Raw genomic sequence first — 19,313 nt, forward strand, 5'->3', positions numbered from 1 at the left:
TGGGGACATGATGATGAAGAAGTATCTCTCGATGCTGCTGGTCGGCGTCACGGCATTGGTTGCAGTCGGCACGGCGCAGGCCGGCGCCATCGATGACGCGGTCAAGCGCGGCACGCTGAAAGTCGGCATGGACCCGACCTACATGCCGTTCGAGATGACCAACAAGCGCGGCGAGATCATCGGTTTCGAAGTCGACATCCTCAAAGCCATGACCAAGGCCATGGGCGTGAAACTGGAGCTGGTGTCCACCGGCTACGACGGCATCATCCCGGCCCTGATGACCGACAAGTTCGACATGATCGGCAGCGGCATGACGCTGACCCAGGAGCGCAACCTGCGCCTGAACTTCAGCGAACCGTTCATCGTGGTCGGTCAGACACTGCTGATCCGCAAAGAGCTGGAAGGTACTATCAAGTCCTATAAAGACTTGAACACCGACGAGTACCGCATCACCTCCAAGCTCGGCACCACCGGCGAAATGGTCGCGAAAAAACTGATCTCCAAAGCCAAATACCACGGCTACGACAACGAGCAGGAAGCGGTGCTCGACGTGGTCAACGGCAAGGCGGATGCCTTCATCTACGACGCGCCTTACAACGTGGTGGCGGTGAACAAGGTCGGCGCCGGCAAGCTGGTGTTCCTCGATAAGCCGTTCACCTACGAACCGCTTGCCTTCGGTCTGAAGAAGGGTGACTACGACAGTATCAACTTCATCAACAACTTCCTGCACCAGATCCACGAAGACGGCACCTACGATCGCATCCATGACAAGTGGTTCAAAGACACCGCTTGGCAGAAAGACATGGAATAAGGCTTACCGCTGATCGTTCCCTCGCTCTGCGTGGGAACGCATCCTGTGACGCTCTGCGTCACGCTTGAGAAGGGACGCGGAGCGTCCGGGCGGCATTCCCACGCAGAGCGTGGGAACGATCAAATTCCGGAACCCGTAATGAAACAAAAAAATCCCAATGGCCCTGGCACGTATTAACCGTGCTGGTGCTGATCGGCCTGGCTGGTGCGTTGTACTACGCCACCTCGCTGATGTCCTACGAATGGCGCTGGAATCGCGTGCCGCAATACTTCGCCTACCACGCCGAAGAATCCCAGCGCGCCACTGATATCTCCACTGTCAGCGAACTGGTGCGCAAAGGCGATAAAGCTGAAGTCACGCTGCGCAACGACGCAGGCGATGAGCAACGCGTGACCGTCGACGACAACAGCCTGCAAGTCGCCCAAGGCGATGATGTGGCCGAAGGCGATGTGATTGGCGTGACCCGTCATTGGGCCGCCGGGCCGCTGCTTTGGGGGCTGTGGACAACTTTGTGGTTGTCGGTAGTGTCCGGTGTGCTCGGGCTGTTGATTGGTCTCGCCACGGGCCTGTGCCGGCTCTCGAACAACCCGACGCTGCGCGATCTCTCGACGATCTATGTCGAGCTGGTCCGTGGTACGCCGCTGCTGGTGCAGATCTTCATTTTCTACTTCTTCATCGGCACCGTGATGAACCTGTCCCGTGAATTCGCCGGGATCGCTGCACTGTCGTTGTTTACCGGGGCCTACGTCGCGGAAATCATCCGTTCCGGCGTGCAGTCCATCGCCCGGGGGCAAAACGAAGCGGCGCGCTCGTTGGGGCTGAGCGCTGGCCAGTCGATGCGCCACGTGGTGATGCCGCAAGCCTTGAAGCGCGTACTGCCGCCCTTGGCCGGGCAGTTCATCAGCCTGGTCAAGGACACGTCGCTGGTCTCGGTGATTGCGATTACCGAACTGCTCAAAAGTGGTCGTGAAGTCATTACCACCTCGTTTTCGCCGTTCGAAATCCTGTTCTGCGTGGCCGGGTTGTACCTGTTGATCAACCTGCCACTGTCGAAAATCGCCAGTCGGCTTGAACGGAGGCTCGCGCAAAGTGATTGAAGTCCGCGATCTGGTAAAAGTCTTCGACACCCGTGGCCAAGTGGTTCGCGCGGTGGATAACGTCACCACGCAAGTGGCCAAGGGCGAAGTGCTGGTGGTGATCGGTCCGTCCGGTTCCGGCAAGTCGACCTTCTTGCGCTGCCTCAACGGCCTGGAAGAATTCGATTCGGGTTCGGTGAGCATCGATGGCCTGCAACTGGCCGACCCGAAAACCGACGTGAATGCCTACCGCCGCGAAGTCGGCATGGTGTTCCAGCATTTCAACCTGTTCCCGCACATGACCGTGCTGGAAAACCTCTGCCTGGCGCAAAAAGTCGTGCGCAAGCGCGGCAAGAAGGAGAGCGAGGCCAAGGCCTTGGCGCTGCTGGAAAAAGTCGGGATCGCGCAGAAGGCCCACGAGTTTCCATCGCGCTTGTCCGGTGGCCAGCAGCAGCGTGTGGCGATCGCCCGCGCATTGGCCATGGAACCCAAGGTCATGCTGTTCGATGAACCGACGTCGGCCCTGGACCCGGAAATGGTCGGCGAAGTGCTGGATGTGATGAAGACCCTGGCCTTGGAGGGCATGACCATGGTTTGTGTCACCCACGAAATGGGTTTTGCGCGGGAAGTGGCGGATCGGGTGTTGTTCTTCGATCACGGCAAATTGCTGGAAGATGCTTCGCCGGCCGAATTCTTCGATGCGCCGAAGGATCCACGGGCGCAGGCGTTTTTGCGTCAGGTCCTCTGACGGCGGCGACCTTGCGATCGCCATCGCGGGCAAGCCCGCTCCCACAATGGATTGCGCTGTTCATGCTATTTGCGTAACACCGCTTATCCCTGTGGGAGCGGGCTTGCCCGCGATTGCATCACCTCGGTCCTGAGTGAACCGAGGTCAAAACACCCCCTCAAACCTTGAACTTGCCCACCAGCATCTGCAGATGCGTCCCCAACCGTGCCAGCTCAATGCTGGAGGCCGCGGTCTCTTCGCTGGCGGCCGAGGTTTGTTCGGACACGTCGCGCACGTTAAGCACGCTGCGGTTGATCTCCTCGGCCACGGCGGTTTGCTGCTCGGCAGCGGCGGCAATCTGCTGGTTCATCGTCTGAATGGCCGACACGGTGCGGGTGATGCTTTCCAGTGAGCCGCCGGCGCGGCGGGTCAGTTCGACGCTGCTGTCGGTCAGCGTGCGGCTGTTGTCCATGATGGTCGCGACTTGCTGGGTGCCGGCTTGCAGGCCGACGATCAGCTCTTCGATTTCTTCGGTGGACTTCTGGGTGCGCTGGGCCAGGCTGCGGACCTCATCGGCGACCACCGCAAAACCCCGTCCGGCCTCACCGGCACGGGCGGCTTCGATGGCGGCGTTGAGGGCCAGCAGGTTGGTTTGCTGGGCCACGGATTTGATCACGTCGAGCACGCTGCCGATCTTGTCACTTTCGCGCTTGAGGTCGCCCATCGCGGCAGTGGAGTTGCCGACTTCGAGGGCCAGGCGTTCGATCTGGGCGATGGCTTCGCCGACCACTTTGTCACCTTCGCGGGCTTGCTGATCGGCGGCGACAGCGGCTTCGCTGGCTTCCTCGGCGTTGCGTGCCACTTCTTGCACGGTCGCGGTCATTTCGTTCATGGCAGTGGCCACCTGGTCGGTTTCGACCTTCTGGCTGTTGACCCCGGCACTGGTCTGCTCGGTGACGGCCGACAACTCTTCGGCGGCGCTGGCGATTTGCGTGACACCGTCGCTGATGCCGCCGATCAGTTCGCGCAGGCCCAGAATCATGCTCTGCATGGCGCGCTGGAGCTGGCCGAGTTCGTCGCGACGTTTGGAGGTCAGGTTGTGAGTCAGGTCGCCTGCTGCGACGCGCTCAGCGACTTTCAGGGTCTGGCTCAGCGGGATAACGATCTGACGGGTGATCGCCCAAGCGGCAATCATGCCAAAGACCAGGGCCAGAGCCGTAGCCAACAGCAGCATGTTCTTGGCGTGTGCGGCATCGGTATCGCGAACAATGGTTTGCGACACGGTGAGTTTTTTGCTGACGTCGAGCAGGATGTCACCTTGCGCAGCCATGGTTTTGAGCGCGGCAGCGCTGGCGACCTGAGAGTCGCGGTACTGGCTGACGGCGGCGCGGTAGGCCTTGAGCGAGTCGGTGGCCTGTTGCAGGTTGGCGATGTGTTGCTCCGGCAATTTGGACGGCAGGCTTTCGAGGTTTTTCAGGGCGTTGTCGATGGCATCCAGTGCTGGCTGTTCAGCTTCGGCCTTGCCGCTATAGGTGTAGCCGCGGACCTGGAAGCGCGCTTGCTGGATCAGTTTGCTCAGATCAATCACGCTATTGAAGTCGGCAACACTATCGCCCTGTAACAGGGACTTCTCGACTTCTGCGACGCGGGCCACGGCATTATCGGCCGTAGCGCCGAGTTTGCTGCGGGCGTCTTCGCGGTTGGCGCCTGCCTGAGTCATGGCGGCGAACGCTTGTTTGTACTGGCTGACGGCGGCCAGTTGCTGGTCGACCATCGCTGCATCAGCCGGCTGTTCGATCATTTTGCGGGCGCTTTGCAGGCCGGTATCGAGTTGCGCAAGTGTGTCGTTAACCGCCCCCGGGCCCTGTTCACCCCGGCGCATTTCATAGTCCAGGCGGGCGTTGCGCAGGTCTTTGGTCAGGTCATTGAGGCTGGCAATGAACCCAAGCTTATCGCCGCGGCTCGTCACATCACTCAGGCCGGTCCAGCCGGTGACGGTGATCGATAGGGTGAGCAGCAGTACCAGACCGAAACCGATTCCCAGTTTGCGATTGACGCTGACGTTTCCCAGATTCTCGGCTAGCCATTGGTACATGCTGCAACTCCCTGGACCACTGATTTTGGTTTTGTGGGAACTGTATCGGCAGGCGAAAGAGAATCTGTAGGGCGGAAAAGGACTTGCGACGATCACAGTCCCTGTAGCAGCTGGCGAAGCCTGCGTTCGGCTGCGAAGCAGTCGTGAAATCAGACACCGCGGTGTTTCAGGTAGTCCGAGTTGTCCGGATTGACGACTGCTTCGCAGCCGGACGCAGGCTTCGCCAGCTGCTACAAGTAGTCGGGGTTAGAAGAGGCGGGCGAGCAGCGCGGTGACGGCGGTTTCGACACGCAGGATGCGCTCGCCGAGTTGCACCGGTTGCAGGCCGGCCTTGCCCAGCAGGTCGATCTCGTAGGGGATCCAGCCACCTTCGGGGCCGATGGCCAGCGTCACCGGTTCGTCCAGGCCGCGGGGGCAGGGCGGGTAATTGCCGGGGTGGCCAACGAGACCAAGGGTGCCCTCGGTGATTGCCGGCAAACGGTCTTCAACGAACGGCTTGAAGCGCTTTTCGATGACGATTTCCGGCAGCACACTGTCCCGGGCCTGTTCGAGGCCGAGGATCAGTTGCTCGCGAATCGCTTCGGGCTCCAGAAACGGGGTTTGCCAGAAGCTCTTCTCGACGCGATAGCTGTTCACCAGGACGATGCGTGGCACACCCATGGCGGCCACAGTCTGAAACACCCTGCGCAGCATTTTCGGGCGTGGCAGGGCCAATACCAGGGTCAGCGGCAGCTTGGTCGGGGGCGATTGGTCCAGCGTGACTCGCAACTCGGCTTCATTGGCGTCCAGGCGCAGCACTTCGGCTGCCCCCATCAAACCGCCGATCCGCCCGACGCGCATGTTGTCACCGACTTCACAGCGGTGGACTTCCTGCATGTGCGTCAACCGGCGATCACGCAGGATCACCCGGTCGGCCGCAATGAAATCGGCTTCTTCGAGCAGCAGCAGGTTCACGGTTGGGTCGCTGGCGGCTGGTCGTTGTGATCGTCAACCGGTTGATCGTCCGGGTGCTCACCGCGTTTGCTGATCAGGCTGCCAAACAGGATGCCGATCTCGAACAGTAGCCACATCGGAACTGCCAACAGCGTCTGCGAGAAGATGTCCGGCGGCGTCAGGATCATGCCGACCACGAAGCAGCCGATGACCACGTACGGGCGGATTTTCTTCAGGTATTTGACGTCGACGACGCCGATCCACACCAGCAGCACCACGGCCACCGGGATTTCGAACGCCACGCCAAAGGCGAAGAACAGCGTCATGACGAAATCGAGGTAACTGGTGATGTCGGTCATCATTTCCACGCCGGCCGGGGTGGCGGCAGCGAAGAACTTGAAGATCAGCGGGAAGACCAGGTAATAGGCGAACGCCATGCCGGTGTAGAACAGCAGGATGCTGGACACCAGCAATGGCACGGCAATGCGCTTTTCATGCTTGTACAGACCCGGTGCGATGAAGCCCCAGATCTGATGCAGGATCACCGGGATCGCCAGGAACAGCGAGACCATCATGGTCAGCTTCAGCGGCGTCAGGAACGGCGACGATACGTCGGTGGCAATCATCGTCGCGCCAGCAGGCAGGTACGCGCGCAGCGGCGTGGAGACGAAGGTGTAGATCTGCTGGGTGAAGGCAAACAACCCGGCAAAAATGATGAAGATCGCCGCTACGCAACGCAGCAGGCGGGTACGCAACTCGGTGAGGTGCGAAACCAGCGGCATGTGCTGGTCGTTTTCGGGGAGAGTAGGGCCTGTCATCGGTCATTTCCTGTGTCGCGCCGAGCCTGTATTTGCGCAGGGCAAGGCGCGAGAAGCGTAGTTTGGCGTTTCAAATAAGCGACGAGTAACGCAGCCCTGCGCAAATACAGGCCGGCCCACCGGGTTGTGCCTGAAAGCGGGCCAGGCTGCGTTGTAGGCCTTGGAAAGGGAACAACCATTCCCTGCGGCCTACGCCTTGCCTGGCCCGCTTTCAGGCGACAACGCGACACAGGAAATGACCGATGACAGACCCTTGTCATGGGGCTCGCGGCGGCAGTGTGGGGTCATGAGGGGCCGGCGCTGTCGGTGCGGCGGCAAGAGCAACCGGCTCAACCGGCGTCACGGGTACAGCTGGCGCAGGTTGTGCAGCCGCTACAACAGGTGCAGGCGTGGGTTCGGGGGCAGCGGCAGGGGCATGAATCGTCTGCTCTCCCACGTGCTCCACCGGCGTCGGCTCCTGCTGGGTCGGCGTGAAGATCTTCCGCGCCTCTTGTTCCAGCGACAGAATGTGCTCGTTGTGCAGTTGCCGACGAATTTCGTCGGCACCGATTTCACGTTCAACTTCCTGTTTGATTGCATTGAAACTGCGCTTCAAGCGCCCAACCCACAGGCCGGCGGTGCGCGCAGCACCCGGCAGGCGCTCGGGGCCCAGCACGAGCAGGGCAACGAGGCCGACGAGCAGCAGTTCAGAGAAGCTGATACCAAACATTAGTCTGTGCTCACACGTCTTTGCGGATCGGCTCTTCGACTTTTTGCGCCTGCACATCGATGGTGTGCGGCTGGTTTACCGAGGCCTGTGGCTGCACCGGCGGTGCTGGTTGAGACGGCGTGGCGGTCGGATCGGCCGGTTTTTCGTCGTCGTTCATGGCTTTCTTGAAGCCCTTGATCGACTCGCCGACGTCCGTGCCGAGGTTCTTCAGTTTCTTGGTGCCGAATACCAACACGACAACAACCAGGATGACGATCCAGTGTTTCCAGTCAAAAATGCCCATGTTGCTGCTCCTCTCTAATAGTTATTCAGGCGGACGGACGCGAGGCTTTCTCGACATGTCCGGAGAGACCGAAACGACGGTCCAGTTCATCGAGTACAGCCTGTGGATGCTGCCCCAGTTGGGCGAGCATGACCATGCTGTGGAACCACAAATCGGCGGTCTCGTAGATCACATCGCTGCAGTCACCGCTGATGGCGGCATCCTTGGCGGCAATGATGGTCTCGACCGACTCTTCGCCGACTTTTTCCAGAATCTTGTTCAAGCCCTTGTGGTACAGGCTGGCGACATACGAGCTGTCGGCGGCGGCGCCTTTGCGCTCTTCCAGCACTTGGGCCAGACGGGTCAGAGTGTCACTCATGTGCGTGTCCTGCGGAATAGATGGCGTGCGGATCTTTCAGAACCGGGTCGACGGTTGTCCAGTCGCCGTTTTCGTATACGCGGTAGAAGCAGCTCTGGCGACCGGTGTGGCACGCGATGTCGCCGATCTGCTCGACCATCAGGATGATCACGTCGGCGTCACAGTCCAGACGCATCTCGTGCAGGGTTTGTACGTGGCCGGACTCTTCGCCCTTACGCCACAGCTTGCCACGCGAGCGCGACCAGTAGATGGCGCGGTTCTCGGCAGCGGTCAGTTCCAGCGCTTCGCGGTTCATCCAGGCCATCATCAGGACGCGCCCGGTTTTGTGATCCTGGGCAATCGCGGGCACCAGGCCGTCGGCGTCCCACTTGATCTCGTCCAGCCAGTTTTTCATCTTCGACTCCGACAGCGGGCTCCACACTTCAATAGTCAAGCCCAGGCGTTGAAACAGTGTGCCAGTGCGTAACACAACTGGCTATCGGCGAACGACCAGATACAAACCGACGGCCATCATGATTCCCGCCGGCCAGTAGGCCAACTGGTTCAGTGGCCCGCCAGCGGCGAGTATCGCGCCACCGGCCAGATGGGCCGTACCGAGCAACCGCAGGAACCAGTCGTCGCGGCGTCGATGCCACGGTGGCGGCGTGTCGTACGCGTGGGGTTGAGACATGCGCTCCAGCAGGTCGCGGGCCATATTGGCCAGGTGCGGCAGCTGTTCAAACTGGCTCTGCACGTTGCCGAGCAAGGCTTTGGGGCTGACGCGCTCGCGCATCCAGCGCTCGAGGAACGGCTGCGCGGTGTTCCACAGATCGAGGTCCGGGTACAACTGGCGGCCCAGGCCTTCGATGTTCAACAGGGTCTTTTGCAGCAGAACCAGTTGCGGCTGCACTTCCATGTTGAAGCGTCGGGCGGTCTGGAACAGGCGCATCAACACCTGACCGAAGGAAATATCCTTTAACGGTTTTTCGAAAATCGGCTCGCACACCGTACGGATCGCCGCTTCGAATTCGTTGAGTTTGGTTTCCGCCGGCACCCAGCCCGAATCGATGTGCAACTGCGCCACGCGCCGGTAATCACGCTTGAAGAAGGCGAACAGGTTGCGCGCCAGGTAATCCTGGTCTTCCGGGGTCAGGCTGCCGACGATGCCGCAGTCGATCGCAATGTATTGCGGGCTCCACGGGTTCACGGTGCTGACGAAGATGTTGCCGGGGTGCATGTCGGCATGGAAGAAACTGTCGCGGAACACTTGCGTGAAGAAGATCTCCACACCGCGTTCGGCGAGCATTTTCATGTCGGTACGCTGGTCGGCCAGGGTCGTCAGGTCGGTGACCTGGATGCCGTAGATGCGCTCCATCACCAACACTTTCGGCCGGCACCAGTCCCAATAGACTTGCGGCACGTACAGCAGCGGCGAGCCTTCGAAGTTGCGCTTGAGCTGGCTCGCGTTGGCCGCTTCGCGCAGCAGGTCGAGTTCGTCGTAGATGGTTTTTTCGTAGTCGCTGACCACGTCCACCGGGTGCAGCAGACGCGCGTCGGCCGAGAGCTTTTCAGCGGCGCGGGCGAGAATGAACAGCCACGCCAGATCCTGGGCGATAACCGGTTTGAGGCCCGGGCGAATCACCTTGACCACCACTTCTTCGCCGGTTTTCAACTGCGCGGCATGCACCTGCGCCACCGACGCGGAAGCCAGCGGCTCGACGTCGAAGCGGCTGAACACTTCACTGATCTTTTTGCCGAGCTGTTCTTCGATCAGTTTGACCGACACTTGCGAGTCGAACGGCGGCACGCGGTCCTGCAGCTTCATCAGCTCATCGGCGATGTCTTCCGGCAACAGGTCACGGCGGGTGGACAGAATCTGCCCGAACTTGATGAAAATCGGCCCGAGGTCCTGCAGCGCCAGGCGCAATCGCGCGCCGCGGCTCAAGTCCAGCGTCTTGCGCGGGAACCAGCGCCATGGCAACGCGTAACGCAGCGCCAGCAGGAACCAGGGCAGCGGCAGGGCGAACAGCAGGTCATCGAGACGGTAACGAATCACAACGCGCTGGATGCGCAACAAACGGCGGACGGCAAGCAGCTTCATGCGTTATCGCTTGGGTCGAGGGATCGGGAAAGGCGCTCGAAGCGCGCCTCGAGACGTTCCAGATCGAGTTTGATCTGGTCCAGTTCACTGAAACGGGCTTCGGCTTCGCGCTGACCGACGAGGGTTCGCGATTCTTCAGCCAGGTATTCGCCCAGGTTTTGCCCCAGGCTGATGAACCCTTGCTGATACCAGCGAGCGCGACTGCGCAGGTGACCACCGATCAGTTGCGTCGCCACCGGGCCGAGCCAGCGCGAGAGTTCATACTCCCAATCCAGCTCGAGGTCCTGAAGGATCGCCGCCAGTTCCAGCAGCACGCCGCTGTCACCGTCGAGTTCGACTTCAGGGCCATGCAGGACCGAGGTCTTGTCCTTGCTCATCGCCAGTTTCAGCAGGCTTGAGGCCGGTGCACGCAAGGTGCAATCGACGCCGGTTTCCCAGTGGGAAGCGAGCATCAGGCCTTCGTCGCTGGGCAGGATGAACAGCTGTAATGCCGGGCTGCGGCAATCGACGGCTATCACCCGGCCGCTCAAATGCGCCAGCCGTGGCAGCGCCGTGCTGTCGAGACGCAGCACCCGGTTCAGGCCGAGTTCAACGCTGGCGAGCAGGCCGGCCAGCAACATCAGGGTTTGATGCCGCGGTGCAGGGCGACGATGCCTGCGGTCATGTTGTGGTAGGTCACGCGGTCGAAACCGGCCTCGACCATCATCGATTTCAGGGTTTCCTGATTCGGGTGCATGCGGATCGATTCGGCCAGGTAGCGATAGCTTTCCGAGTCGTTGGTGATCAGCTTGCCCATCAACGGCATGAAGGCGAACGAGTAAGCATCGTAGGCTTTGGACATCAGCGCGTTGGTCGGCTTGGAGAACTCCAGCACCAACAGGCGACCGCCAGGCTTGAGCACGCGCAGCATCGAACGCAGGGCGTCTTCCTTGTGCGTCACGTTGCGCAGGCCGAAGGCGATGGTCACGCAGTCGAAGTGATTGTCCGGGAACGGCAGTTTTTCAGCGTCGGCCTGAACGAATTCGACGTTGCCGGCGACACCGAGGTCCAGCAGGCGATCACGTCCGACCTTGAGCATCGATTCGTTGATGTCGGCCAGCACGACCTGGCCCGTCGGGCCAACGAGGTGCGAGAATTTTTTGGTCAGGTCGCCTGTGCCGCCGGCGATGTCCAACACGCGATTACCGGTGCGCACGCCCGAAAGCTCGATTGCGAAACGCTTCCACAAGCGGTGCATGCCGCCCGACAGGAGGTCGTTCATCAAGTCGTACTTGGCGGCTACCGAATGGAAAACCTCAGCGACTTTTTCCGCTTTTGGCTTTCCGGAACGTTTTTGAAACCGAAGTGCGTGGTGGGTTCGGCATCGCTGCCTTTGCGCTGATCAGTCATATCGCTGTCACCAGAAGAGAATGCGGGACATTCTAATCCCCAAGGGATGCTTTGTCTTGGCAAGGCTGAAGGTAAGATGGATCACCCTCGGGACGTTTTGCCGCACCCGCGGTCAGGATTTACCGACCAAGCATTCATAAAGCAGGAGTCATTTGATGGCCCGTATTAGTGTTGAACGCGCCCACGGCCTGGGTAAGGAAGCGGCTCGCGAGAAGGCCGACAAGCTGGCGCAGAAATTGTCCGATCAATATGGCCTGGAGCCGCAGTGGTCGGGTGACACCTTGAACCTCAAGCGCTCCGGCGTGAAAGGCGCGGTGCATGTCAGCGAAGATTCGATCCGCGTCGATGTCGAGCTGGGCCTGATGATGTCGGCCATGAGCGGCATGATTAAATCGGAAATCGAGAAGGCGCTGGATAAAGCGTTGGTGTGACCTGCATCGATTTTTGAAGGCAGTCCCTGTAGGAGCCGAGCTTGCTCGCGATGGCGGTGTGTCAGTCCACATCCATTTTGAATGATGAGGGACTATCGCGAGCAAGCTCGGCTCCTACAGGTCGAGGTGTGTGGCACCACTGGTTTATGTCAGTTGTTAGGGTGCCGTTTCTAATTTTTCTCCCTACTTTGTGCCTGAGCCCGACACTTATCCGGGCAGTTCCTCAAACCTTCTGCGCGTGAGGTGCACCATGGCCAAAGTTATTCTGAAGAAAAAAATCGACGCATCGACCACTGCTCTGGGCGACGTCAAATCCTATGCCCGCAAGATCTGGCTGGCAGGCCTGGGTGCCTACGCCAAGGTCGGCCAAGAGGGCAGCGATTACTTTCAAGAGTTGATCAAGGCTGGTCAAACTGTTGAAAAGAAAGGCAAAAAAGTAGTGGCTGAGAAACTTGAAGCCGCTAATGCCGAGATCGATGAAGCCAAGAGTGAAGTGAGCACTTTCAAAGGCAAGGTCGAAGTTCAACTCGACAAGGTCGAGAAGGCTTTTGACTCGCGTGTCGCAAGTGCCTTGAATCGTATCGGCATTCCGTCTAAACATGACGTTGAGACACTCTCTGCTAAGCTCGATGAGCTGACGGCATTGCTCGAAAACGTCGCGCGTAAATCTTAAGGAGAACGGGATGGCTGTTAAAAAGAACACCGAAAAAGAAGGCAGCTCGTGGATCGGGAAAGTCGAAGACTACTCCCGCAAAATCTGGCTGGCTGGTTTAGGCGTGTACTCGAAGATCGACACTGACGGCAGCAAGCTCTTCGATACATTGGTCAAAGACGGCGAGAAAGCCGAGAAGCTCACCAAGAGCGCTGTTGGCAAGAAAGTCGACGCCGCCAAGGATTCTGCTTCGTCGGCCAAGTCGCGCATCAGCGGCGTGAAAGATCGTGCGCTGGGCAAGTGGGATGAACTGGAAGGGGCTTTCGACAAGCGTCTGAACAGCGCCATTTCGCGCCTCGGTGTCCCGAGCCGCAACGAAGTCAAAGCACTGCACAGCAAGGTCGACACCCTGACCAAGCAAATCGAAAAACTCACCGGTGCCAAGGTTGCGCCTGTTGCGGCGAAAACCGCGGCGGCCAAACCGGCTGCTAAATCGGCTGCCAAGCCACTGGCCAAAGCTGCCGCTAAACCGGCTGCCAAACCAGCCGCGAAAGCAGCGGCCAAGCCAGCTGCCAAGACTGCCGCCGCCAAACCTGCAGCAGCCAAGCCAGCGGCCAAACCGGTCGCCGCCAAAGCGGCCGCTAAGCCAGCGGCTAAACCGGCTGTCAAAACCGCAGCCGCCAAACCGGCAGCAAAACCTGCTGCAGCGAAGAAGCCGGCAGTGAAAAAACCGGCCGCACCGAAAGCCGTTGCAAAACCAGCCGTTGCGGTTGCCAAACCGGCAACCCCGACAGCACCGGTCAGCGCATCGAACTCCGCGACTGCGCCAACCCCAGCTGTTACCCCGACTGTCGCGCCAGCTCCATCGACGCCAACCAGTCAGTCCTGATAACCCGGGGCTCAAAAAAACGCCCGGCCTGCCAAGGTCGGGCGTTTTTGTTTGTGCACGGTTCAATGAGCGACGCAGCCCTTGGTAGGAGCCGAGCTTGCTCGCGATGGCGGTGTGTCAGCCCAATTTAATATCGACTGACACGACGCCATCGCGAGCAAGCTCGGCTCCTACAAGGTTAGTCGTGGACTTCGAGATATTGCAGGGCCATCTGCTCCGTCGCGACCTTGATCGGCGGCAGCAAGTGCGGCGCCACCAGCATCATGATCTGGTACACCACCAGCCGCACTTCACCTTCACCCTCCAGAATCCGTTGGTAATCCAGCGAGAACAGCAGCGTCATGGTGATCTGTTCCACCAACTGCCCTAACGCCTGGGTGTCACTGACCAACTGCCCTTGAGCCTTCAACCGCGCCAGCAATGAAGCCAGTGTGCGCTTCAGCGCATTGAGCAAATTGCGTATGCCCTTGGCCAGTTTCGGCAGGCGCCCGGCGAGGTTCGACAGGTCCTGGAACAGAAACCGGTAGTGCGCCAGCCGTTCGACGATCAAGTGCAGGAACAGCCAGTAATCGTCTGGTCCCAGTTCCACATCGGCGGGTGGGTCGAGCAGCGGCGCCAGCTCGGTCTGGAAACGCTCGAACAACCCGAGAATCAGCGGTTCCTTGCCGTGAAAGTGGTAGTAGAGATTGCCGGGGCTGATGCCCATCTCGTTGGCAACTTCCATGGTGGAGACGTTCGGTTCGCCTTTGTGATTGAACAACTGCAAGGCACATTCGAGAATCCGGTCGCGGGTTTTCATCCAGTCTTCTTAATGGTCGAGTCAGGCCACGGCCGGCGTCGGCCGTGGTGGGTTGAACGTCAGCGCACACGCACGTAGGTACCGGGTGCTGCCTCCTGCGGGGGTAGTTCTGATTGCCGAGGGGCATGTGAGTTTCTTTTTGTGCCCCGGAACGTTGCTGAATCCACTCCAGCCACTGCGACCACCAACTGCCGTCGACTTGCTTGGCGTCGTAGTACCAGGCCCGCGGATCGCTGCTCAGTTTTGCGCTCTCGACGTAGTTGGCTTTCGGATTGCTTGGCGGGTTGAGAATGCTCTGTACGTGACCGCTGTTGGACAAGACGAAGCGTCGTTCGCCACCCAGCAGCAGGGTCGAGCGATACACCGCATCCCACGGCGTGATGTGGTCGTTGATGCCCGCGACGCTGAAGCTGTCGACGGTGACTTTCTGCAAATCGATGGGGGTGCCGCACACTTCAAGGCCGCCCGGATGACTCAGCGGGTTGTGCTTGAAGAAGTCCAGCAGATCACCATGAAAGGCTGCCGGCAGCCGAGTGTTGTCGTTGTTCCAGTAGAGGATGTCGAACGCTGGCGGTTCTTTGCCGAGCAGGTAGTTATTGACGAAGTAGCTCCAGATCAAGTCATTGGGACGCATCCAGGCGAACACCTTCGCCATGTCGCGACCTTCCAGCACGCCTTTTTGATACGACTTTCGCTTGGCCGCCTCAAGGGTCTGTTCGTCGGCAAACAGCGTTGCCGGGGAGTCCATTTGACTGTCGAGCAAGCTCACCAGATAGGTCGCGCTGGACACTCGCCGCAGCTGTCGCTTGGCCTGCAAGTGACCTTGCAGCGCGGCGATGGTCAGCCCGCCGGCGCAGGCACCCATCAGGTTCACCTCGCGGGCGCCGGTGATCGCCCGGCAGACATTCATCGCTTCTTCCACGGCTTCAACGTACGTCGACAGCCCCCATTCGCGATGACGCACATCCGGATTGCGCCAACTGATCATGAAGGTTTGCAAGCCATTCTTCAGGGCGTACTGGACGAAACTGTTATGCGGGCTGAGGTCGAAAATGTAGTACTTGTTGATCTGCGGCGGCACCACCAGCAGTGGTTTGGAATACTGTTTTTCACTCATCGGCTTGTACTGGATCAGTTCCAGCAGCTCGTTGCGAAACACCACGGCGCCAGTCGTGGTGGCCACGGTTTTGCCCACTTCGAACGCTTGCTTGGTGACTTGCCGAGGCAGGCCGTCATTGTGCAAGAGGTCGTCGACCAGATGGCTGATACCGCGCACCAGGCTGTTGCCGCCGGAATTGAAGATCTCCTTGATCGCCAATGGATTGAGCAACGTGTTGGTTGGCGACACCGCGTCATTGAGCAAGGCAAACGCAAAGTGCGCGCGGGCACGATCGTCGGGCGACATCGCGCTGTCGTCGATCCAGCTTTTCACCTGTTTCTGCCAGCTCAGGTAGGCCTGCAGGCTGCGTCGGTAAAAGGGTTGAGGCTCCACGCAGGGTCGTTGAAACGACTGTCCTGCGGGTTGGTCGGGTGCAAGGTTTCACCCAGCAATACGCGACCTAGCTGGCCGCCCAGCTTCAAGGCGTGGCGGGCGCTGTGCACCGGGTTGCGCAAGCCATGGGCCGCGACACTGCGCAGGGTCGAAATCAGATCCCGGCCGCGCAGGCCGGAAATCGCACTCTGTGCGTTGATGAACGCGGCGGGAGTGGGCAAAGCGTCTCTCGCTGGTTTTTCGCGCATGTCTCAACACTCCTTCGTCTTCAAGCCAAAAACAAACAAACAGAACCAGATCACCATAGTCGCTGTTGTGGGTTGTTGCGCGGCGTGGCGTCCTGCCTGCCTGTTTGGGTAAACAAATTCCCGAATTAACCGCTCAATGGCGACGGATGTGGGTGCATGACGGCGCGCTGACGTTCCTCTTCGAGGAATTTCATGATGATCGGTGCCACCGCCTCGGCGCGGGTAATCAGGAACAAATGCCCGTCATCGATGATGTGCAACTGGGCGTTGGGAATACGCCAGGCGAGCATGCGCATGTTGATCAACGGGATCAGTGGGTCGTCGTCGCCGGCCAATACCAGGGTCGGCTGGTTGATCTTGTGCAGCCAGTGAATGCTGGTCCAGCCAAGACCGGCAAACAGCTGCCAGTAATACCCGAGCTTGCCTGCCGAACGGACTTTCGCCGCGTGGCTGGCCGCCAGGGTGGGATCGCGACGGAACGAGCCGCCATAGATCATCGGAGCAATGCGGATGACATGAGACGGCTGGATGTAGCGCCGTGGGCTGGCCATCATCCACAGTACTTTCGGTTTGCCCGGCACCATCACCGCGCCGGCCGCCGTGGCCGCCAACACGAGTTTCTTGCAGCGCTCGGGGTAGTCATACGCGAACTGCTGGGCGAGGGCGCCACCCCAGGACACACCGATGACGTTGACTTGTCCGTAGTCAAGATAGTCGAGCATCCGTGCCGTGAGTTTCGCCAGGCCCGGGAAACGATAAGGCCGGTTCGGCGTGGATGAACCGCCGACACCGGGTACGTCGAAAGCAATGACTTCCAGGTCCGGGTCCAGTGCCGCGACGAACGGAAACACCAGCTCCAGGTTGGCGCCGATGCCGTTGAAAATCAGCAAGGGCGTCAAGTGAGGCTTGCCGGGGCGTACTGCCGTGCGGAGGGTCTGGCCATCCAGGTCGACGGTACGAAAGATGAACGGTTGCGGCATGCTTCAAGCCCTGTGGGTTAATTCATCCCCGATCCTCTGTAGGCGTTGAGCTTGCTCACGATAGCGGTGGGGCAGGCTCAGCAATATTGACTGTGCTGCCGCCTTCGCGAGCAAGCTCGGCTCCTACAGGGGCGCGAGGTGTGTCAGTTACCGCTCATGCACATAAGTGCCCGGTGCCGCCTCGGCCGCGACATAGGTTTTGTTGCCCAGAACCGTCGGGGATTTTTTCAGCTTGCCCGAACGTTCGGCTTGCCATGCCTGCCAGTGCAGCCACCAGGAATCGGTGTGCTTGGTGGAGTTTTCTTGCCAGTCTTCGGCCTTGACCGGCATTTCGGTGCTGGTCATGTAGCGCGATTTCGGGTTGCCCGGCGGGTTCAGAATGCTCTGGATATGCCCGCTGCTCGACAGCACGAACTCGACCTTGCCACCGAACAGTTGCGCTGACTTGTAGCAGGACTTCCACGGGGTGATGTGGTCGCTGGTGCCAGCCAGGCAATAGATGTCGGCGGTGACTTGCTTGAGGTCAATCGGCGTACCGCACACTTCCAGTGCATTGGAGCGGATCAGTGGATTACTTTTGAACATCTCGATCAGGTCGCCGTGGAACGCGGCCGGCAATCGTGTGGTGTCGTTGTTCCAGAACAGGATGTCGAACACCGGCGGCTCGTTGCCCAGCAGGTAGTTGTTGACCCAGTAGTTCCAGATCAAGTCGTTGGGGCGCATCCAGGCGAAGACTTTCGCCATGTCGCGGCCTTCCAGCACCCCGGCCTGATAGGACTGGCGCTTGGCGGATTCCAGGGTTTGCTCGTCGACGAACAGGGCGACGTCGCTGTCCAGGGTGGTGTCCAGCACACTGACCAGCAGCGTCAGGGCGTTGACCTTTTTCTCGCCGATTGCCGCGTAATGGCCCAGCAGCGCGGTGCAGGTAATGCCACCGGAGCAGGCGCCGAGCATGTTGATGTCTTTACTGCCGGTGATAGCGCTGACTACGTCGACCGCTTCCTTGAGCGCCTCGATGTAGGTCGACAGACCCCACTCGCGCTGTTCCTTGGTCGGGTTGCGCCAACTGACGATAAAGGTCTGCACATTGCTGCGCAGGCAGTAGCGCGCCAAGCTCTTCTCCGGGCTCAAGTCGAACACGTAGAACTTGTTGATCTGTGGTGGCACCACCAGCAATGGGCGTTCGTGCACCTGCTCGGTGGTGGGCTTGTACTGGATCAGTTCCAGCACGTCATTGCGGAACACCACCGCGCCTTCGGTCACGCCCAGGGTCTTGCCGACTTCGAATGCCCCCATGTTGACCTGGCTCGGCATGCCGCCGTTGTTCACCATGTCCTTGGCCAGGTGCGAGAGGCCGTCGAGCAGGCTCTTGCCACCGGTTTCGAAGAAGCGTTTGACCGCCGCCGGGTTGGCCGCCGTATTGGTCGGGGCCATGGCTTCGGTCATGAGGTTGATCACGAAGTGCCCGCGAGCGACATCTTTGGGTGGCAGATTACTGTCGTCGATCCAGTCGTGGAGCTCCTTGCGCCACGCCAGGTAAGTTTGCAAATAACGTTTGTAGAGCGGGTTTTGGCTCCAGGCCGGATCGGCAAAACGACGGTCATCGGTGGACGGTTGAAGTTCGGATTTGCCGAACAACACGTTCTTCAGTTCAAGGCCGAAATGGGCGACATGCCTGGCACTGTGAATCGGTTGTTTGATGGCCTGCCTGAGCACCATGCGAGCAGAAGCCAATAGATCTTTTCCACGCAGCCCAATGACAGGATTCAGCCCCAAGGTGTTTTCCGAGGCTTGAGTCTTCAAGTCATCGTTATTTTTGTTACTCATCTACGACGCTCCATTGTCCTGAGACGAGTACCTGATACCAGCGGTGTAGTCACACAGCCAATGCCAGGTACTACTGCTCGGGTGACCGTTAATACTGCATCGCTGCTTTTTAGTTCAGAGAGCACTGCAGGGAACTTGCCAGCTCCATTGGTTACCCGAGTTTAATTTTTTTCGCAAGCAGGCCAATCATTGACCCAGAAGCGGAGCATTCAAACAGATGAAATTAGAAAATGCCCTCTAAAGAGCAAGAGGCCTGACTTAGAGCATCAGCTTGACGACGGATTCATTCGGGTCGCGGGTTTTTCCGGCCGCTTTGAGCTCGGCAAGATAATCCGCCCAAAGTGCGTCATAACGTCGCGCCAATTCATAGAGGTATTCCCAGGTGAACAGGCCGCTGTCGTGGCCGTCATCGAAGGTCAATTTCAGTGCGTACTGACCGGCCGGTTCTACCTTGCTCAGGCCTACGTTGATCTTGCCAAATTGCAGGACAGGTTTGCCGTGGCCCTGGACCTCGGCGGAGGGAGAGTGCACGCGAAGGAATTCGGCGGGCAGGGTGTATTCCTCGCCCGACGCGTATTTCAGCGACAGGGTTTTCGAGGCTTTGTGCAGTTTGATGTCGGTGGGGAGTTGGGTCATGAGAGTGGCATCCGTCTTGGAGGAATCATCAGGGACGGATCAATGATGAACCCTGTGGGAGCGGGCTTGCCCGCGATGCT

At 59.6% G+C, this 19,313-nt stretch carries 19 protein-coding genes and 3 pseudogenes; 6 read left to right on the plus strand and 16 right to left on the minus strand.

What is annotated here, in order from left to right:
• The first annotated feature begins 13 nt into the window (after positions 1 to 13).
• From AB4N76_RS15885 to AB4N76_RS15895, 3 genes are all read left to right on the plus strand, one after another.
• On the plus strand, positions 14 to 811 hold the full coding sequence (locus AB4N76_RS15885; protein ID WP_046031367.1) for a transporter substrate-binding domain-containing protein: 798 nt from the start codon (positions 14 to 16) through the stop codon (positions 809 to 811).
• 179 nt (positions 812 to 990) lie between these two features.
• Complete coding sequence (locus AB4N76_RS15890) at positions 991 to 1,908, plus strand: amino acid ABC transporter permease (protein ID WP_258667525.1); 918 nt, start codon at positions 991 to 993, stop codon at positions 1,906 to 1,908.
• The gene (locus AB4N76_RS15895) at positions 1,901 to 2,635 is read left to right on the plus strand and encodes an amino acid ABC transporter ATP-binding protein (protein WP_460163234.1); all 735 of its coding nucleotides are present in this window, start codon (positions 1,901 to 1,903) and stop codon (positions 2,633 to 2,635) included. Before AB4N76_RS15890 ends, AB4N76_RS15895 begins: the two co-directional genes overlap by 8 nt.
• 157 nt (positions 2,636 to 2,792) lie before the next feature.
• Here the strand turns inward: AB4N76_RS15895 and AB4N76_RS15900 are convergent, their stop codons facing one another.
• From AB4N76_RS15900 to ubiE, 11 genes and pseudogenes are all read right to left on the minus strand, one after another.
• The gene (locus tag AB4N76_RS15900; RefSeq protein WP_371916745.1) at positions 2,793 to 3,665 is read right to left on the minus strand and encodes a methyl-accepting chemotaxis protein; all 873 of its coding nucleotides are present in this window, start codon (positions 3,663 to 3,665) and stop codon (positions 2,793 to 2,795) included.
• Between the two features lie 33 nt (positions 3,666 to 3,698).
• Positions 3,699 to 4,709 (minus strand): annotated as a pseudogene (locus AB4N76_RS15905) (methyl-accepting chemotaxis protein); the annotation flags it as partial.
• A gap of 246 nt (positions 4,710 to 4,955) precedes the next feature.
• Complete coding sequence (locus tag AB4N76_RS15910) at positions 4,956 to 5,663, minus strand: 16S rRNA (uracil(1498)-N(3))-methyltransferase (RefSeq protein ID WP_109785362.1); 708 nt, start codon at positions 5,661 to 5,663, stop codon at positions 4,956 to 4,958.
• On the minus strand, positions 5,660 to 6,460 hold the full coding sequence (gene tatC, locus AB4N76_RS15915) for a twin-arginine translocase subunit TatC (protein ID WP_046031194.1): 801 nt from the start codon (positions 6,458 to 6,460) through the stop codon (positions 5,660 to 5,662). The genes AB4N76_RS15910 and tatC overlap by 4 nt, the downstream gene beginning before the upstream one ends.
• Positions 6,461 to 6,716: 256 nt before the next feature.
• Entirely contained in the window at positions 6,717 to 7,169 is a 453-nt protein-coding gene (gene tatB / locus AB4N76_RS15920; RefSeq protein ID WP_046031193.1) for a Sec-independent protein translocase protein TatB, read from the minus strand.
• Positions 7,170 to 7,179: 10 nt separating this feature from the next.
• Positions 7,180 to 7,452 carry a twin-arginine translocase TatA/TatE family subunit gene (locus tag AB4N76_RS15925; protein ID WP_046031192.1) on the minus strand — a complete coding sequence of 91 codons (273 nt, stop codon included), beginning with the start codon at positions 7,450 to 7,452 and terminating at the stop codon, positions 7,180 to 7,182.
• Positions 7,453 to 7,477: 25 nt separating this feature from the next.
• Positions 7,478 to 7,810, minus strand: a complete 333-nt coding sequence (locus AB4N76_RS15930) for a phosphoribosyl-ATP diphosphatase (RefSeq protein WP_003220849.1) — start codon at positions 7,808 to 7,810, stop codon at positions 7,478 to 7,480.
• On the minus strand, positions 7,803 to 8,204 hold the full coding sequence (gene hisI, locus AB4N76_RS15935) for a phosphoribosyl-AMP cyclohydrolase (RefSeq protein ID WP_109785365.1): 402 nt from the start codon (positions 8,202 to 8,204) through the stop codon (positions 7,803 to 7,805). Before hisI ends, AB4N76_RS15930 begins: the two co-directional genes overlap by 8 nt.
• Positions 8,205 to 8,285: 81 nt before the next feature.
• The gene (ubiB, locus tag AB4N76_RS15940) at positions 8,286 to 9,890 is read right to left on the minus strand and encodes a ubiquinone biosynthesis regulatory protein kinase UbiB (RefSeq protein ID WP_077432307.1); all 1,605 of its coding nucleotides are present in this window, start codon (positions 9,888 to 9,890) and stop codon (positions 8,286 to 8,288) included.
• Positions 9,887 to 10,510 (minus strand): ubiquinone biosynthesis accessory factor UbiJ, encoded by a 624-nt coding sequence (locus AB4N76_RS15945; RefSeq protein WP_460163235.1) that lies wholly within the window; start codon positions 10,508 to 10,510, stop codon positions 9,887 to 9,889. The genes ubiB and AB4N76_RS15945 overlap by 4 nt, the downstream gene beginning before the upstream one ends.
• Positions 10,510 to 11,279, minus strand: a pseudogene (gene ubiE / locus AB4N76_RS15950) (bifunctional demethylmenaquinone methyltransferase/2-methoxy-6-polyprenyl-1,4-benzoquinol methylase UbiE). Before ubiE ends, AB4N76_RS15945 begins: the two are co-directional and overlap by 1 nt.
• Before the next feature lie 155 nt (positions 11,280 to 11,434).
• Between ubiE and AB4N76_RS15955 the strand changes: the two are divergent.
• The 3 genes from AB4N76_RS15955 (at position 11,435) to AB4N76_RS15965 (ending at position 13,251) form a co-directional block, all read left to right on the plus strand.
• Positions 11,435 to 11,710: a polyhydroxyalkanoic acid system family protein gene (locus AB4N76_RS15955; protein ID WP_027922116.1), complete on the plus strand. Its 276-nt coding sequence runs from the start codon at positions 11,435 to 11,437 to the stop codon at positions 11,708 to 11,710.
• A gap of 250 nt (positions 11,711 to 11,960) precedes the next feature.
• Positions 11,961 to 12,383, plus strand: coding sequence for a phasin family protein (locus AB4N76_RS15960; protein ID WP_046031188.1), 423 nt, complete (start codon positions 11,961 to 11,963; stop codon positions 12,381 to 12,383).
• Positions 12,384 to 12,393: 10 nt separating this feature from the next.
• Positions 12,394 to 13,251, plus strand: a complete 858-nt coding sequence (locus AB4N76_RS15965) for a phasin family protein (RefSeq protein ID WP_460163236.1) — start codon at positions 12,394 to 12,396, stop codon at positions 13,249 to 13,251.
• Between the two features lie 178 nt (positions 13,252 to 13,429).
• On the opposite strand, the gene AB4N76_RS15970 is transcribed toward AB4N76_RS15965, so the two are convergent.
• From AB4N76_RS15970 to AB4N76_RS15990, 5 genes and pseudogenes are all read right to left on the minus strand, one after another.
• Positions 13,430 to 14,050 (minus strand): TetR/AcrR family transcriptional regulator, encoded by a 621-nt coding sequence (locus tag AB4N76_RS15970; RefSeq protein ID WP_046031186.1) that lies wholly within the window; start codon positions 14,048 to 14,050, stop codon positions 13,430 to 13,432.
• A gap of 59 nt (positions 14,051 to 14,109) precedes the next feature.
• Positions 14,110 to 15,790 (minus strand): annotated as a pseudogene (gene phaC / locus AB4N76_RS15975) (class II poly(R)-hydroxyalkanoic acid synthase).
• Positions 15,791 to 15,915: 125 nt separating this feature from the next.
• The gene (gene phaZ, locus AB4N76_RS15980; protein WP_046031184.1) at positions 15,916 to 16,770 is read right to left on the minus strand and encodes a poly(3-hydroxyalkanoate) depolymerase; all 855 of its coding nucleotides are present in this window, start codon (positions 16,768 to 16,770) and stop codon (positions 15,916 to 15,918) included.
• A gap of 147 nt (positions 16,771 to 16,917) precedes the next feature.
• Positions 16,918 to 18,597 carry a class II poly(R)-hydroxyalkanoic acid synthase gene (gene phaC, locus AB4N76_RS15985; RefSeq protein ID WP_046031183.1) on the minus strand — a complete coding sequence of 560 codons (1,680 nt, stop codon included), beginning with the start codon at positions 18,595 to 18,597 and terminating at the stop codon, positions 16,918 to 16,920.
• Positions 18,598 to 18,855: 258 nt separating this feature from the next.
• Complete coding sequence (locus AB4N76_RS15990) at positions 18,856 to 19,233, minus strand: gamma-butyrobetaine hydroxylase family protein (RefSeq protein ID WP_460163237.1); 378 nt, start codon at positions 19,231 to 19,233, stop codon at positions 18,856 to 18,858.
• Positions 19,234 to 19,313 lie beyond the last annotated feature (80 nt).

This window comes from Pseudomonas sp. S2_F03, from assembly GCF_054668335.1.

What these genes read in the sequence shown, in the direction of transcription:
- AB4N76_RS15945 (WP_460163235.1), bottom strand. Translation starts at nt 10,510, where the DNA reads ATGTTGCTGGCCGGCCTGCTCGCCAGCGTTGAACTCGGCCTGAACCGG.
- phaC (WP_046031183.1), bottom strand. Translation starts at nt 18,597, where the DNA reads ATGAGTAACAAAAATAACGATGACTTGAAGACTCAAGCCTCGGAAAAC.
- hisI (WP_109785365.1), bottom strand. Translation starts at nt 8,204, where the DNA reads ATGAAAAACTGGCTGGACGAGATCAAGTGGGACGCCGACGGCCTGGTG.
- AB4N76_RS15885 (WP_046031367.1), top strand. Translation starts at nt 14, where the DNA reads ATGAAGAAGTATCTCTCGATGCTGCTGGTCGGCGTCACGGCATTGGTT.
- AB4N76_RS15990 (WP_460163237.1), bottom strand. Translation starts at nt 19,233, where the DNA reads ATGACCCAACTCCCCACCGACATCAAACTGCACAAAGCCTCGAAAACC.
- AB4N76_RS15965 (WP_460163236.1), top strand. Translation starts at nt 12,394, where the DNA reads ATGGCTGTTAAAAAGAACACCGAAAAAGAAGGCAGCTCGTGGATCGGG.
- ubiB (WP_077432307.1), bottom strand. Translation starts at nt 9,890, where the DNA reads ATGAAGCTGCTTGCCGTCCGCCGTTTGTTGCGCATCCAGCGCGTTGTG.
- tatB (WP_046031193.1), bottom strand. Translation starts at nt 7,169, where the DNA reads ATGTTTGGTATCAGCTTCTCTGAACTGCTGCTCGTCGGCCTCGTTGCC.
- phaZ (WP_046031184.1), bottom strand. Translation starts at nt 16,770, where the DNA reads ATGCCGCAACCGTTCATCTTTCGTACCGTCGACCTGGATGGCCAGACC.
- AB4N76_RS15955 (WP_027922116.1), top strand. Translation starts at nt 11,435, where the DNA reads ATGGCCCGTATTAGTGTTGAACGCGCCCACGGCCTGGGTAAGGAAGCG.
- AB4N76_RS15925 (WP_046031192.1), bottom strand. Translation starts at nt 7,452, where the DNA reads ATGGGCATTTTTGACTGGAAACACTGGATCGTCATCCTGGTTGTTGTC.
- AB4N76_RS15900 (WP_371916745.1), bottom strand. Translation starts at nt 3,665, where the DNA reads ATGCAGAGCATGATTCTGGGCCTGCGCGAACTGATCGGCGGCATCAGC.
- AB4N76_RS15930 (WP_003220849.1), bottom strand. Translation starts at nt 7,810, where the DNA reads ATGAGTGACACTCTGACCCGTCTGGCCCAAGTGCTGGAAGAGCGCAAA.
- tatC (WP_046031194.1), bottom strand. Translation starts at nt 6,460, where the DNA reads ATGACAGGCCCTACTCTCCCCGAAAACGACCAGCACATGCCGCTGGTT.
- AB4N76_RS15970 (WP_046031186.1), bottom strand. Translation starts at nt 14,050, where the DNA reads ATGAAAACCCGCGACCGGATTCTCGAATGTGCCTTGCAGTTGTTCAAT.
- AB4N76_RS15960 (WP_046031188.1), top strand. Translation starts at nt 11,961, where the DNA reads ATGGCCAAAGTTATTCTGAAGAAAAAAATCGACGCATCGACCACTGCT.